11 protein-coding genes, 1 tRNA gene and 1 pseudogene (1 of these 13 cut by a window edge) are annotated in these 13,017 nt (G+C 67.0%); 11 read left to right on the top strand and 2 right to left on the bottom strand.

Annotated elements, in window-relative coordinates; all coding sequences use genetic code 11:
- The 5 genes and pseudogenes from K789_RS21935 to K789_RS0100995 form a co-directional block, all read left to right on the top strand.
- A pseudogene (locus K789_RS21935) lies at positions 1-708 on the top strand (prephenate dehydrogenase); it begins 401 nt to the left of the window's first position.
- Entirely contained in the window at positions 708-1,436 is a 729-nt protein-coding gene (gene cmk, locus K789_RS0101010) for a (d)CMP kinase (protein ID WP_024365122.1), read from the top strand. The pseudogene K789_RS21935 and the gene cmk overlap by 1 nt, the downstream one beginning before the upstream one ends.
- A 91-nt stretch (positions 1,437-1,527) precedes the next feature.
- Positions 1,528-2,208, top strand: a complete 681-nt coding sequence (locus K789_RS0101005; RefSeq protein WP_024365121.1) for a lysophospholipid acyltransferase family protein — start codon at positions 1,528-1,530, stop codon at positions 2,206-2,208.
- Complete coding sequence (gene der / locus K789_RS0101000) at positions 2,205-3,755, top strand: ribosome biogenesis GTPase Der (RefSeq protein WP_024365120.1); 1,551 nt, start codon at positions 2,205-2,207, stop codon at positions 3,753-3,755. The genes K789_RS0101005 and der overlap by 4 nt, the downstream gene beginning before the upstream one ends.
- Positions 3,756-3,922: 167 nt before the next feature.
- Positions 3,923-3,999: transfer RNA gene (locus K789_RS0100995), tRNA-Pro, on the top strand.
- 90 nt (positions 4,000-4,089) lie between these two features.
- Here the strand turns inward: K789_RS0100995 and K789_RS0100990 are convergent.
- On the bottom strand, positions 4,090-4,959 hold the full coding sequence (locus tag K789_RS0100990) for an Fpg/Nei family DNA glycosylase (RefSeq protein ID WP_024365119.1): 870 nt from the start codon (positions 4,957-4,959) through the stop codon (positions 4,090-4,092).
- A 146-nt stretch (positions 4,960-5,105) separates the two neighbouring features.
- Between K789_RS0100990 and gcvH the strand changes: the two genes are divergently transcribed.
- The 5 genes from gcvH to K789_RS0100965 all read left to right on the top strand — a co-directional run bounded on the left by gcvH (position 5,106) and on the right by K789_RS0100965 (position 8,222).
- A complete protein-coding gene (gene gcvH / locus K789_RS0100985) occupies positions 5,106-5,492 on the top strand; it encodes a glycine cleavage system protein GcvH (RefSeq protein ID WP_024365118.1) in 387 nt (128 codons plus the stop codon).
- 152 nt (positions 5,493-5,644) lie between these two features.
- A complete protein-coding gene (locus K789_RS0100980; RefSeq protein WP_024365117.1) occupies positions 5,645-6,121 on the top strand; it encodes an FHA domain-containing protein in 477 nt (158 codons plus the stop codon).
- Between the two features lie 23 nt (positions 6,122-6,144).
- The gene (locus K789_RS0100975) at positions 6,145-6,861 is read left to right on the top strand and encodes a MerR family transcriptional regulator (protein WP_024365116.1); all 717 of its coding nucleotides are present in this window, start codon (positions 6,145-6,147) and stop codon (positions 6,859-6,861) included.
- Entirely contained in the window at positions 6,861-7,364 is a 504-nt protein-coding gene (locus K789_RS0100970; protein ID WP_024365115.1) for a bifunctional nuclease family protein, read from the top strand. Before K789_RS0100975 ends, K789_RS0100970 begins: the two co-directional genes overlap by 1 nt.
- A 261-nt stretch (positions 7,365-7,625) precedes the next feature.
- Positions 7,626-8,222 (top strand): MerR family transcriptional regulator, encoded by a 597-nt coding sequence (locus K789_RS0100965; protein ID WP_024365114.1) that lies wholly within the window; start codon positions 7,626-7,628, stop codon positions 8,220-8,222.
- Positions 8,223-8,350: 128 nt separating this feature from the next.
- Here the strand turns inward: K789_RS0100965 and K789_RS0100960 are convergent, their stop codons facing one another.
- Positions 8,351-9,202: a ParA family protein gene (locus K789_RS0100960; protein ID WP_024365113.1), complete on the bottom strand. Its 852-nt coding sequence runs from the start codon at positions 9,200-9,202 to the stop codon at positions 8,351-8,353.
- Between the two features lie 336 nt (positions 9,203-9,538).
- Between K789_RS0100960 and K789_RS0100955 the strand changes: the two genes are divergently transcribed.
- Positions 9,539-12,934 carry a pyruvate carboxylase gene (locus K789_RS0100955; RefSeq protein ID WP_024365112.1) on the top strand — a complete coding sequence of 1,132 codons (3,396 nt, stop codon included), beginning with the start codon at positions 9,539-9,541 and terminating at the stop codon, positions 12,932-12,934.
- Positions 12,935-13,017 lie beyond the last annotated feature (83 nt).

Below are 13,017 nucleotides of genomic sequence, written 5' to 3'. Positions count from 1 at the left end.
CCCGTCGCGGCCCGCGGCGAACTCTTCACCTCCATGCCATGGGTCCTGTGCCCCTCGGAGGAGACACAACCCCAGGCCCTCCAGGCTGCGCGCGCGCTGGCCGCGGACCTCGGCGCAATTGTCTCCGAATTTGGGGCCGAGGAGCACGACGAGGCCGTGGCGCTCGTCTCGCATGTTCCGCAGGTGGTCTCCTCGCTCGTGGCCAGCCGGCTGCAGGGCACGCCCCTGCATGCGCTGTCCCTCGCCGGCAACGGGCTGCGGGACGTCACCCGGATCGCGGCCAGTGATCCGACCCTGTGGGTGCAGATCCTCGGCGCGAACGCGGAGAAGGTCGTGGAGATCCTGCACGGCGTCCGCGAGGACCTCAACCGTGTCATCGGCACGCTCGAGGACCCGACTGCACCCGGTGCCCGGCTGGACCTTGCCCAGCTGATCAGCGAAGGCAACGCCGGCCAGTCCCGCATCCCGGGCAAGCACGGCGGACCCCCGCAGGCCTACTCCTGGCTGACGGTCCTGGTCGACGACACACCCGGACAGATCGCCCGGCTCCTGACGGAGATCGGCGAGATCGGCGTCAACCTCGAGGACCTCCGCCTGGACCACTCCTCGGGCCAGAACGTGGGCATGGTGGAAATCTCCGTCCTGCCGAACAAGCACGAACTGCTCATCGAAGCCCTCAACGACCGCGGATGGCGGGTACTCCAGTAATGACCCAGGAACTTATCGCAACCGTGGACGTCCTCCGCCCCGGAAAAAGCCTTGTCGTAGCCATCGACGGGCCGTCCGGATCGGGCAAGTCCAGCGTCAGCAAAGAGGTGGCACGCCGGCTCAAGCTGGCCTACCTCGACACCGGCGCCATGTACCGTGCCTTGACCTGGTTCTGCCTGGACAACGGCACGGACCTGGACGACGGCGCCGCCGTCGAGGCTGCCTCCAGGAGCCTGCCGCTGGAAATCAGCACGAGCCCGCTGGAGGAATACGTCCGGGTCGGCGGCGCCGATGTCACGCTCGCGATCCGCGAGCCGTCGATATCCGCCGCCGTCAGCGCCGTCGCCACCACCCTCGGCGCCCGCACCGAACTGATCCGCCGGCAGCGCGAGCTGATCGAAAAGCACCACCGCCGCATGGTGGTTGAAGGACGGGACATCACTACCGTCGTCGCGCCCCATGCCGAAGTGCGGATGCTGCTCACCGCGAGCGAAGAGGCGCGCCTGCGCCGCCGGGGCATCCAGCTCGGCGGCAGCCAGAACGCCGAACAGCTCGCGGCCCAGGTAACGGAACGGGATGCGAAGGACTCGACCGTGGTGAACTTCACCCGGGCCGCCGACGGCGTGGTGACGCTGGACTCCTCGGAGCTCGACTTCGCCGGGACCGTCGACGCCGCGCTCAGCATCGTGACCGGCATCGTCAACCACCAGGCGCTCAACCGTGACTGACTCCGCACAGCAGAAGCAGCAGTCGGTCCGGGCTCCGGCCCTGCCCTTGCCCCGGGTGCCGGCCCGCTGGACAACCCTCTGGAGCCGGCCCGTGGGCTGGATCCTGGACCACGTCCTCTACCGGACCTCGGTCACGGGGCGGTCGAACGTCCCGGCGACCGGTCCGGTGATCTTCGCCGGCAACCACATCAGCTTTCTGGATGGACCTGTGATGTTCGGGGCATCCCCGCGTGCCATGCACATCCTGGTCAAGAAGGAAATGTTCACCGGCTTCCTGGGCCGGGTTCTCCGGGCCTCCGGCCAGCTGGCGGTGGACCGCGCGGGCGACCGGGCGGCCCTCCTCACGGCCAAGAGCGTGCTCGACGCCGGACGGTGCGTCGGCATCCTCCCCGAAGGCACGCGGGGCAGTGGCGAAGCCTCCGCCATCAACAAGGGGGTCGCGTGGCTCGCGCTGAACTCCGGCGCGACCGTGGTCCCCGTCGCCATCCTCGGTACCCGGGCCGGCGGCGAACACCTCGACGCCGTTCCACGGCTGCGCCGCCGGCTGCACGTCAGCTTCGGCGGAGCCCTCAACGTCAGCCGCAGGCCCGGCGAGACCGGGCGTGTTTCAATGGACAGGGCCGGAACCGAGATCCGCGCCGCGCTGGCGCGCCATGTCCAGGACTCGATCCAAAGAACAGGGCAGCCCTTGCCCGACGCGGATTCCCCGCAAGAACGTCATGAAGCAGTAGCCGGGACGCCGGCAGATCACCCCATAAGGAAAGTGCAATGAGCGATACGACTCAAACCTCCGGCCAATTTGGCGCCGGCGAAGACGAATACACGCCCACCGGCACGGACCAGGTGGCCGAGCACCTCGCCGCCCTGGACGACGATGAGGCAGAGCTCCGCGCGGCCTCCCTTCGGGCCGGCCTGGACGACTACGAGCTGGACGAAGAGGACGCCGCCCTCCTGAGCGGCGAGTACGACGACGAGGATTTCGACGGCCCCGTCAAGCTTGATCCGGTCCTGGCCATCATCGGCCGTCCCAACGTCGGCAAGTCCACCCTGGTGAACCGCATCCTCGGCCGCCGCGAAGCCGTAGTGGAAGACACTCCCGGCGTCACGCGCGACCGTGTGATGTACTCGGCCACCTGGAACGGCCGGAACTTCACGGTCGTCGACACCGGCGGCTGGGAGCACGATGCCCGCGGCATCCATGCCCGCGTCGCCGAGCAGGCCGAGATGGCCGTGGAACTTGCCGACGCCGTCCTGTTCGTGGTCGACTCCGCCGTTGGCGCCACGGCCACGGACGAGGCCGTCGTGAAAATGCTCCGCAAGTCCAAGAAGCCGGTCATCATGGTGGCCAACAAGGTGGATGACTTTGCGCAGGAAGCCGACTCGGCAACGCTCTGGGGCCTCGGTTTCGGCGAGCCGTACCCGGTCTCGGCACTGCACGGCCGGGGCGTCGCCGACCTCCTGGACCATGTTATGGACACTCTTCCCGAGTACTCCACGATCGAAGGCCTGGAGCGCTCCGGCGGTCCGCGGCGCATCGCCCTGATCGGGCGTCCGAACGTGGGCAAGTCCTCGCTGCTGAACAAGCTGGCCGGTTCCGAGCGCGTTGTCGTGGACAACACCGCCGGCACCACGCGTGACCCGGTCGATGAGTTCATCGAACTCGGCGGCCGCACCTGGCGTTTCGTGGATACCGCCGGTATCCGCCGCCGCCAGCACATGGCGCAGGGCGCCGACTTCTACGCCTCGCTGCGGACGCAGAGCGCCCTCGAAAAGGCGGAGGTCGCCGTCGTGCTCCTCGCGGTGGACGAAGTGCTCAGCGAACAGGACGTCCGCATCCTGCAGCTGGCCATCGAATCCGGCCGTGCCCTGGTTCTTGCGTTCAACAAGTGGGACCTGCTGGACGACGAACGCCGCACCTACCTCGAACGTGAAATCGAGCAGGACCTGGCCCACGTGGCATGGGCACCGCGGGTCAACATCTCGGCCAAGACCGGCTGGCACAAGGACAGGCTCGTCCCTGCCCTGGACACCGCGCTCGAAAGCTGGGACAAGCGCATCGCCACCGGCCGGCTCAACGCCTTCCTGGGCGAACTCGTTGCAGCGCACCCGCACCCGGTCCGCGGCGGCAAGCAGCCCCGCATCCTCTTCGGCACCCAGGCCTCGAGCCGTCCGCCGAAGTTCGTACTCTTCACCACCGGGTTCCTGGACCCGGGGTACCGCCGCTTCATCGCCCGCCGGCTCCGCGAAACCTTCGGGTTCGAGGGCACGCCGATCGAGGTCAACATGCGTGTCCGGGAAAAGCGCGGCAAGAAGCGTTAATTCCGGGCGCGCCCGCCGAGGGAAAAAGTTTCCGTGACATGCTGAAAGTGTCACGGGCACCCTCCGGAATCGTGTAAGCTTTTGGAGGTGGTTCGGCCGGACTGCTCAGATGATATTCCTTGGCTACACCAGAGGATGGCATCATGAGCGGAGAACGGCGGAACTGACGGGCTGTAGCGCAGCTTGGTAGCGCACTTGACTGGGGGTCAAGGGGTCGCAGGTTCAAATCCTGTCAGCCCGACCAACAGAAAGTACCCCGCCATTCCTGACAAGGGAAGGGCGGGGTTTTCTGTTTCCCCGGCACTGGTCTCCGGACACGCCAGGGCAATGACGCCTATTTCAGGAAGCGCGATGTCCGGCGGTCGGCCAGGATCTTCCCGTGCGTCTGGCAGCCCGGACAGTACTGCAGGGCCGTGTCCGCGAAGGACACCTCCCGGACGGTGTCGCCGCACACCGGGCACGCCTCACCGGCCCGGCCGTGGACCCGCATGTGCTCCCGCTTGGTGTCCTTGAGTTCACTGGGCGGTTTGCCGCCGGCCTCCCGCAGGGCTGTCCCGAGGATGCTGTGGATTGCGTCGTAGAGACGTTGGACGGACTCCCGGTCCAGCGACCTGGCCATGGCGAAAGGTGATGTCCTGGCTGCGTGCAGGATCTCGTCGCTGTAGGCGTTCCCGATGCCGGCAATCACGCTCTGGCTCCGCAGGACGCCCTTGATTTGTTGGGAACTGGCACCAAGGATCCCCGCCAGGGCCTCGACGTCGAACCCGGGGCTGAACGGATCCGGTCCCAGCGCGGCGATCCCGGGGACCTCGTGCGGATCCGCGACCACATAGACCGCCAGGCTCTTCCTCGTGCCGGCCTCGGTCAGGTCCAGGCGCAGCGGGCCGGAGGCACTGGAAAACGACAGCCGCGCCGCAATGTATCCCTTGCCCATTTTCAATGGGGTGTCCGTGGGCGCCTCGGTGAAGCGGACCCAGCCGGCCCTCGCCAGATGGAAGACAAAACACAGCCCGTCGGCGTCCAGGCTGACGAACTTGCCGAAGCGGCGCACCCCGGTCACAGTCCTGCCCTCCAACCGGGAGAACGGGGGATCCGCGGTCTTGAGCACCGCGAAGGAGACGATCTGGACCTTCGTGACAGCAGCGCCGAGGAGGTGCCGCGCCAGGAAGTCCGTCAGGGCCGCCACTTCGGGAAGCTCGGGCATTGCCTAGCCGATACCGGCGTGTTCCGTCATGGCCCCATCATGCCAGAGTCCTCCCCGGGTCCGGCCGGATATGCCTATACTTTCAGCGGCGGACAGTTCAGGTGACCGCCGCCGCTATTGGTGATTGACCCGATGAAAGGCCCGTCATGAGCATCATTCCCGAAGAGCTGTCCTACACCGCAGAACACGAGTGGGTTTCTGCCCCGAACGCCGACGGTGTCGTGCGCGTGGGCATCACTGATTTTGCCCAGGACGCCCTGGGGGACGTCGTCTATGCCCAGATGCCGGAGGCGGGTACCACGGTCAAGGCAAACGACGTCGTTGGCGAGGTCGAGTCCACCAAAAGCGTCAGCGACATCTACGCCCCGGTTTCCGGTGAGGTTGTATCCCGCAACGAGGCCCTGGACACCGATTCCGCCCTGATCAATTCGGATCCCTATGGCGAGGGATGGCTGCTGGAAATCAAGCTGGCGGAAGCCGACGCGATCGAGTCGCTCCTCAGTGCATCGGAGTACGAACAACAGGTAGGCTAAAGCAAAGCCTATTCGGGCCGGGTCGTTGGAACAGCCGTTGGGAGACCAGCCACCCAACGCCCCGCCGAAGGGCTGAATCCCGGATTGGCACGGCTTTTCCGGACGGCATGCGTTGTTTGCAGGGGGGACACCTGCAGCGAATGGAGGAATCAATGTTTGGGCACGAACGCAACAACACCGGTGACGGTTATGGCACGGGTGGAGTGAAGGCTTCGGAGACCACGTCGATCAACCTCACGCCGGTCCGCGATGAACCCACCATCACCCCGAAACTTTCGGTAGAGGAGCGGGCCGCCGTTGAGGCGCTGCCGTATGGCTCTGCCCTGCTGGTGGCCCACAGCGGTCCCAACACGGGCGCCCGCTTCCTGCTTGACACGGACATCACGACGGCGGGCCGGCACCCTGACGCCGACATCTTCCTCGACGACGTCACGGTTTCCCGCCGGCACGTGGAGTTCCGCCGCACGGCGCGCAGCTTCGAAGTCGTGGACACCGGAAGCCTGAACGGCACCTACGTGAACAACGACCGCGTCGACGGCGTCGAACTGAAGTCCGGCAACGAAGTGCAGATCGGGAAGTTCCGCCTCACCTTCTACCTGAGCCCTGCCCGCGCAGCAGGCAACGTCTGATTCCGGAGCAGTTGCCTGTGGCCATGGCACAAGCGGAACGGCGCGGACCCCAGGTTCTGAACATCGGGGAAGTCCTGGCTCAGCTGAGCGACGACTTTCCCAGCATGACCGCGTCAAAAATCCGGTTCCTTGAGGAAAAGGGACTGATCAACCCCCAGCGGACCCCTGCCGGCTACCGCCAGTACGCCGAGAACGACGTCGAACGGCTGCGCTTCGTACTGGCCCTCCAGCGGGACCAGTACCTGCCGCTGAAGGTGATCAAGGACTACCTCGACGCGATCGACCGCGGTGAACGCCCCGACAACCTTCCTCCCGGCGTCACGGTCTCGCCGCGGATTGTCTCCGAGGAGTTCGCATCCGAACTGCAGAACCGGGTCCGAAGGCTCAGTGAAGAACAGCTCCGGGCCGAGTCCGGCGCCAGCGTGCCGCTGGTTGAATCGCTCCTGAGCTTCGGCCTGATCGGCCACGTCAACGGAAAATTCGATGAGCACGCCCTCCAGGTGGCGCGCGCCTGCGTCCAGCTGGAGAGCCACGGCCTGGAACCACGGCACCTGCGGCCGTTCCAGGCAGCTGCCGAGCGCGAGTTCGGGCTGGTGGAGCGTGCGGTGTCCACCCTGACGTCCCGCAAGGATGCCGCTTCCCATGCCCGTGCCGCGGAGGCCGCCCGGGAGATCAGCGAGCTGTGCCTGACGCTGCACCGGGCCCTGGTCCAGGACCGCATCTCGAGGATGGACATCTGATGATTGAGGTGGAAATTGTAGGCGTGCGCATTGAACTGCCGTCCAACCAGCCGCTCGTCCTGCTCAAGGAGATCCACGGGGAGCGGCACGTGCCGATCTGGATCGGCACCCCCGAGGCCAGCGCCATCGCCCTGGCCCAGCAGGGGGTCGTGCCCCCGCGCCCCATGACGCACGACCTGCTGGTCGACGTCGTCGAATCCCTCGGCCACACGATCGTCAGCGTCAACATTGTGGCCGTGGAGGACAACATCTTCTACGGGCAGCTCCAATTCGAGAACGGGACCACGGTCAGTTCCCGGGCCTCCGATGCCCTGGCCCTGGCCCTCCGCGCCAAGTGCCGGATCTGGTGCGCCGACGCCGTGATGGAAGAGGCCGGCGTCCGGATCACCGAACACGACGAGGGCGAAGACACCCACCCGGGTCCTGCCGTCGACGAAGAAGGGGAGCTGCGGCGGTTCCGGGAGTTCCTCGACGACGTGGAACCTGAGGATTTCGCAGGCTGAGGTCACGTTAAGGTTAAAGTCGAGGATGAAAGTTTCGACACGCCCCGGCAATACCTCGAACGTCTTTGACCTTGGGCCCCGGCAGGCCTAACGTCAGAAGTACAAGTTCCCATTGCACGCAACAGCCGCTCAGGTCACACTGGAAAGTGCAGCCCCGGCAGAATTACACGGATGAATTTTATCCGCCCGTGTGTTGTTTAGCCAGGCATGACCGGTTGTTGCTGCATTTTCCGCAGGGGAGCCATGACAAGGAGGATCCACGTGAGTCCGAAAGGCGAAGCAGGCGAGCTCAAGCAGCCCTCGGCGGCTGGTGTGGCCGTGCCCGCCAGCGGTGCCCAAGGCCTGCTGTTCACCGAGGATCTTCCCGTCCTGGACGAGGATGCGGGCTACCGTGGCCCCACGGCCTGCAAGGCTGCCGGCATCACCTACAGGCAGCTGGACTACTGGGCACGCACCGGGCTGGTGGAGCCCGCCGTCCGCGGCGCCGCCGGCTCAGGCTCCCAGCGACTTTATGGCTTCCGCGACATCCTGGTCCTGAAAGTGGTCAAGCGCCTGCTCGACACGGGCGTATCACTCCAGCAGATCCGCACCGCCGTCGAACACCTCCGGGAGCGCGGCGTCGAGGATCTTGCGCAGATCACCCTGATGAGCGACGGCGCCAGCGTCTACGAATGCACCTCGGCGGACGAAGTGATCGACCTCGTCCAGGGCGGACAGGGCGTCTTCGGCATCGCCGTCGGCCGTGTCTGGCGTGAAGTGGAGGGCAGCCTCGCGGCCCTTCCCAGCGAACACGCCAGCGACCAGTCGTTCCCCGACGATGAACTCAGCAAGCGCCGGGCCACCCGCAAGATCGGCTGACACCGCCCAACAACAGCACCTACGCCCCAGACAGCAACGCGGGGTCAGTTAGCGTCCATCACGGCATGCCGGATAGGCGCTAACTCGCGTTGTTTTCGTTTTGGGGTTCCCGGGGTGGCGGGACGTGCTCAGCGGTGGATGCGGTCCCGGACCGGGGTGGCGGCCGGCCGGCTGTCCGTGTGCAGCAGGTTCGCCAGGAGGGCATCGAACAGCGCGGCGGCGCTCTTGGCCGACTCGCCGGGCCAATGGTGGATGGAGTGGGCTGCGCCTTGGATCTGCTGCCAGTTGGCCTGCTCCGGGATGTGCGGGGAGAGCAGCAGCTCGCCGAACATCGATTCCATCTCAGCGAGCCGGAAAGTGTGCTCGGCGGAACCGGACCGCACGCGGTTGGCGACAATGCCGGCGGGGGAGAGGTTCGGGGCGAATTCCTGGCGGAACAGCTGGATGGCGCGCATGGTGCGTTCCGTACCGGCAACCGAGAAGAGTCCCGGTTCGGCGACGAGAACGACTTTGTCGCTGGCGGACCAGGCCATCCGGGTGAGCCCGTTCAGGGAGGGCGGGCAATCCACGAGGACCAGCTCGTACTGCTCCGCACCGGCCAGCACCGTGGAGAGCCGGCGGAGGTCGCGGCGGCCCAGGTCGGGGCGGTCGTAGATGCCGGTGTAGGCCGAGCCGACGGCCACATCCAGGATGGGGGCCGCCAGGCCTGCGGGAGCGCCGCCGTTGGCGGACGCCCGTTCCACCCAGCCGCTGGGGACGACGTTCTCGGCCAGGCGTGCCCGCCGGGGAGCTTTAAGCATCCGGCCGATGTCCTGCTGGTCTCCCGGCCGGGCTCCCAGGGCCGTGCTCGCATCGGCGTGGGGGTCAAGGTCGACGACGAGGGTGGGGATGCCGGCGGCCAGGGCCGCGGACGCCAATCCGGTGGTCACCGATGTCTTGCCGACACCGCCTTTGAGGCTGCTGATGCTGACTACTTGCACTTGAAAAACCAATACCTAACGCCGGTTGCCGGGACGGGGTCCTGCCGGCTCCTGCGTTCTCCGGAGCCGGGGCGTGCATGCGCCACCCACCTCCTCATCATATGTTGCCGGCCCGCCGAAACCTGTCTCATCGGGTGCCCGGGGCGGCAGATCATGGATAAGCTGCAATCGGGGCCGGAACCGCCCCTGCTGGATCCACATGCCAGACGTACGTGCCTGATCCGGCATACGTGACGCGCGTCGCTGTGACGGTCGCCACAATAATTTGTGTTTGCCCGTCCGGTTCTTAGACACTGTGACGAATTACCGATACACCCGCGATGATGCAGGAGAAGTATGTTTTCGAAGATTCTGGTGGCCAATCGCGGCGAAATTGCGATCCGTGCCTTCCGCGCCAGCTACGAGCTGGGCGCCAAGACTGTTGCTGTCTTCCCGAACGAGGACCGCAACTCCATCCACCGCCAGAAGGCCGACGAGGCATATCTGATTGGTGAAGAGGGCCACCCCGTCCGGGCTTACCTCGACGTCGACGAGGTAGTGCGCGTGGCCAAGGAATCCGGGGCCGACGCCATCTACCCCGGCTACGGATTCCTCTCCGAAAACCCTCGGCTGGCACGGGCCGCCGCGGAAGCCGGCATCACGTTCGTTGGGCCGCCGGCCGAGGTGCTGGAACTTGCCGGCAACAAGGTTGCCGCCCTGGAGGCCGCTCGCAAGGCCGGCGTCCCGGTGCTGAAATCCAGTCAGCCCTCGAAAGACGTCGACGAACTCATCGCAGCCGCGGACGTGATTGGCTTCCCCATCTTCGCCAAGGCTGTCGCCGGCGGCGGCGGCCGCGGCATGCGCCGCGTCGACACTCGCGAGGCCCTTCCCGAAGCGCTGCAGGCCGCCATGCGCGAAGCCGACGCGGCCTTCGGCGACCCCACCATGTTCCTGGAGCAGGCCGTCCTGCGTCCCCGCCACATCGAGGTCCAGATCCTGGCCGATGCGGAGGGCAACGTCATGCACCTCTTCGAGCGGGACTGTTCCATCCAGCGCCGCCACCAGAAGGTCATCGAGATCGCGCCGGCACCGAACCTGGACGAAGGCATCCGGCAGGCGCTCTACCGCGACGCCGTGAAGTTCGCCAAGGCGCTGAACTACGTCAACGCCGGCACCGTGGAATTCCTCGTCGACACCGTGGGCGAGCGTAAGGGCCAGCACGTCTTCATCGAAATGAACCCCCGGATCCAGGTCGAGCACACCGTCACCGAGGAAGTCACCGACGTCGACCTCGTCCAGGCTCAACTGCGGATCGCCGCGGGTGAGACCCTTGCGGACCTGGGCCTCTCCCAGGAGACCGTCCAGCTCAAGGGTGCCGCCCTGCAGTGCCGCATCACCACGGAGGACCCGGCCAACGGCTTCCGGCCCGACGTCGGCAAGATCACCGGCTACCGCTCGGCCGGCGGCGCCGGTGTACGGCTCGACGGCGGCACCGTCTACTCCGGTGCGGAGATCAGCCCGCACTTCGACTCGATGCTGGTCAAGCTGACCTGCCGTGGCCGCGAATACCCGGCCGCGGTGGCCAGGGCGCGGCGTGCCCTCGCCGAGTTCCGTATCCGCGGGGTCTCCACCAACATCTCCTTCCTGCAGGCCGTCCTGGACGACGCCGACTTCATCGCCGGCAACGTGGCCACCTCGTTCATCGACGAACGTCCCGAGCTGCTCAAAGCCCGGGTCTCCGCGGACCGCGGCACCAAGCTGCTCACCTGGCTCGCGGAAGTCACTGTGAACAAGCCCAACGGCGAGCTCACGGTCCACAGCGATCCCGCCGCCAAACTCCCCGCCCTGGACGACGCCGCTGCGCAGCCGGGCTCCCGCCAGCGGCTGCAGGAGCTGGGGCCGGACGGCTTCGCGCAGGCTCTGCGCGCGCAGGATGCGGTCGCCGTCACGGACACCACGTTCCGTGATGCCCACCAGTCGCTGCTCGCCACCCGGGTCCGCACCCGCGACCTCGTGGCAGCAGGTCCGGCAGTGTCCAAGCTCCTCCCGGAACTGCTTTCCGTCGAGGCCTGGGGCGGTGCCACGTACGACGTCGCCCTGCGCTTCCTCGGTGAGGACCCCTGGGACCGGCTCGCGGCGCTGCGCAAGGCCCTCCCGAACGTCTGCCTGCAGATGCTCCTTCGCGGCCGCAACACAGTCGGCTACACCCCGTACCCGGAGGAGGTCACGGTGGCGTTCGTCAACGAGGCCGCCGCGACCGGCATCGACATCTTCCGCATCTTCGATGCACTCAACGACGTCAACCAGATGGCTCCGGCCATCCGCGCCGTCCGCGAGACCGGAACCGCCGTCGCGGAGGTGGCCCTCTGCTACACCGCTGACATGCTGGACCCGAACGAGACGCTCTACACCCTCGACTACTACCTGGAGCTGGCGCAGAAGATCGTCGACGCCGGCGCACACATCCTGGCGATCAAGGACATGGCCGGCCTGCTGCGCCCCGCCGCCGCTGCCCGCCTCGTGACCGCCCTGCGCGAACGCTTCGACCTCCCGGTCCACCTGCACACCCACGACACCGCCGGCGGGCAGCTGGCAACACTGCTGGCAGCCGTCGACGCCGGAGTGGACGCCGTGGACGTGGCCTCCGCCTCGCTGGCCGGCACCACCAGCCAGCCCTCAGCCTCCGCGCTGGTGGCAGCCCTGGCCCACACACCCCGCGACACCGGCCTGAGCCTGGCCAATGTCTGCGCCCTGGAACCATACTGGGAGGCCGTCCGGCGCGTCTACGCCCCGTTCGAGTCCGGACTTCCGGGCCCCACGGGCCGGGTCTACCAGCACGAAATCCCCGGCGGCCAGCTCTCCAACCTGCGCCAGCAGGCGATTGCGCTCGGCCTCGGTGAGCGGTTCGAGGCCATCGAGGACATGTACACCGCAGCGGACCGGATCCTCGGCCGGCTTGTGAAGGTCACCCCGTCTTCCAAGGTCGTCGGCGACCTCGCCCTGCACCTCGTGGGACTCAACGCCGATCCCGCAGACTTCAACGAGAACCCGCAGAAGTACGACATCCCGGACTCCGTGATCGGTTTCCTGTCCGGTGAGCTGGGCGATCCTCCCGGAGGCTGGCCGGAACCGTTCCGCACCAAGGCCCTGCAGGGCCGCACGGTCAAGGTCCGCGACGTCGAGCTCAGCGCCGAGGACAGCGCCGCACTCACGTCAGACTCCAAGACCGTGCAGCAGACACTCAACCGGTTGCTCTTCGCCGGGCCCACCAAGGACTACCAGAAGAGCGTGGAGTCCTACGGCAACCTCTCGGTCCTGGACACCCGCGACTACCTGTTCGGGCTGCAGCGCGGTGCCGAGCACGAGATCGAACTCGAGAAGGGCGTCCGCCTGATCGCCTCACTCGAGGCCGTCTCCGAACCGGACGAGAAGGGCATGCGCACCGTGATGTGTACGCTCAACGGCCAGTCCCGCCCGGTGGTGGTCCGTGACCGTTCCGTCGTCAGCAACGTCAAGGCGGCGGAACGTGCCGACGCCTCCCAGCCCGGCGAGGTGGCCGCACCGTTTGCCGGCGCCGTCACCCTGACCGTCAAGGCCGGCGAGGCGGTCCAGGCCGGCGACACTGTCGCCACGATCGAGGCCATGAAGATGGAAGCGTCCATCACGACGCCGGTGGCGGGCACCGTCTCGCGCCTCGCCGTCGGCGCGATCGAACAGGTCCAGGGCGGAGACCTGCTGCTCGTCGTCGAGTAGCGGCCACCAAGCGACAAGCACCACAGCACGACAAATAAGGAGGGTCCTTCCGGCCGAGGCTGGAAGGACCCTCCTCCTTTAAG

Origin of the sequence: Arthrobacter sp. TB 26, assembly GCF_000427315.1 — a bacterium.
Classification (GTDB): domain Bacteria; phylum Actinomycetota; class Actinomycetes; order Actinomycetales; family Micrococcaceae; genus Arthrobacter.
The sequence above is the reverse complement of the archived record's forward strand: the minus strand, read 5'-3'. Positions and strand labels throughout refer to the sequence as shown.

Excerpts from the sequence above, each read along its gene's own strand:
- cmk (WP_024365122.1), top strand. The coding sequence starts at position 708 with ATGACCCAGGAACTTATCGCAACCGTGGACGTCCTCCGCCCCGGAAAA.
- der (WP_024365120.1), top strand. The coding sequence starts at position 2,205 with ATGAGCGATACGACTCAAACCTCCGGCCAATTTGGCGCCGGCGAAGAC.
- K789_RS0100990 (WP_024365119.1), bottom strand. The coding sequence starts at position 4,959 with ATGCCCGAGCTTCCCGAAGTGGCGGCCCTGACGGACTTCCTGGCGCGG.
- gcvH (WP_024365118.1), top strand. The coding sequence starts at position 5,106 with ATGAGCATCATTCCCGAAGAGCTGTCCTACACCGCAGAACACGAGTGG.
- K789_RS0100980 (WP_024365117.1), top strand. The coding sequence starts at position 5,645 with ATGTTTGGGCACGAACGCAACAACACCGGTGACGGTTATGGCACGGGT.
- K789_RS0100975 (WP_024365116.1), top strand. The coding sequence starts at position 6,145 with ATGGCACAAGCGGAACGGCGCGGACCCCAGGTTCTGAACATCGGGGAA.
- K789_RS0100970 (WP_024365115.1), top strand. The coding sequence starts at position 6,861 with ATGATTGAGGTGGAAATTGTAGGCGTGCGCATTGAACTGCCGTCCAAC.
- K789_RS0100955 (WP_024365112.1), top strand. The coding sequence starts at position 9,539 with ATGTTTTCGAAGATTCTGGTGGCCAATCGCGGCGAAATTGCGATCCGT.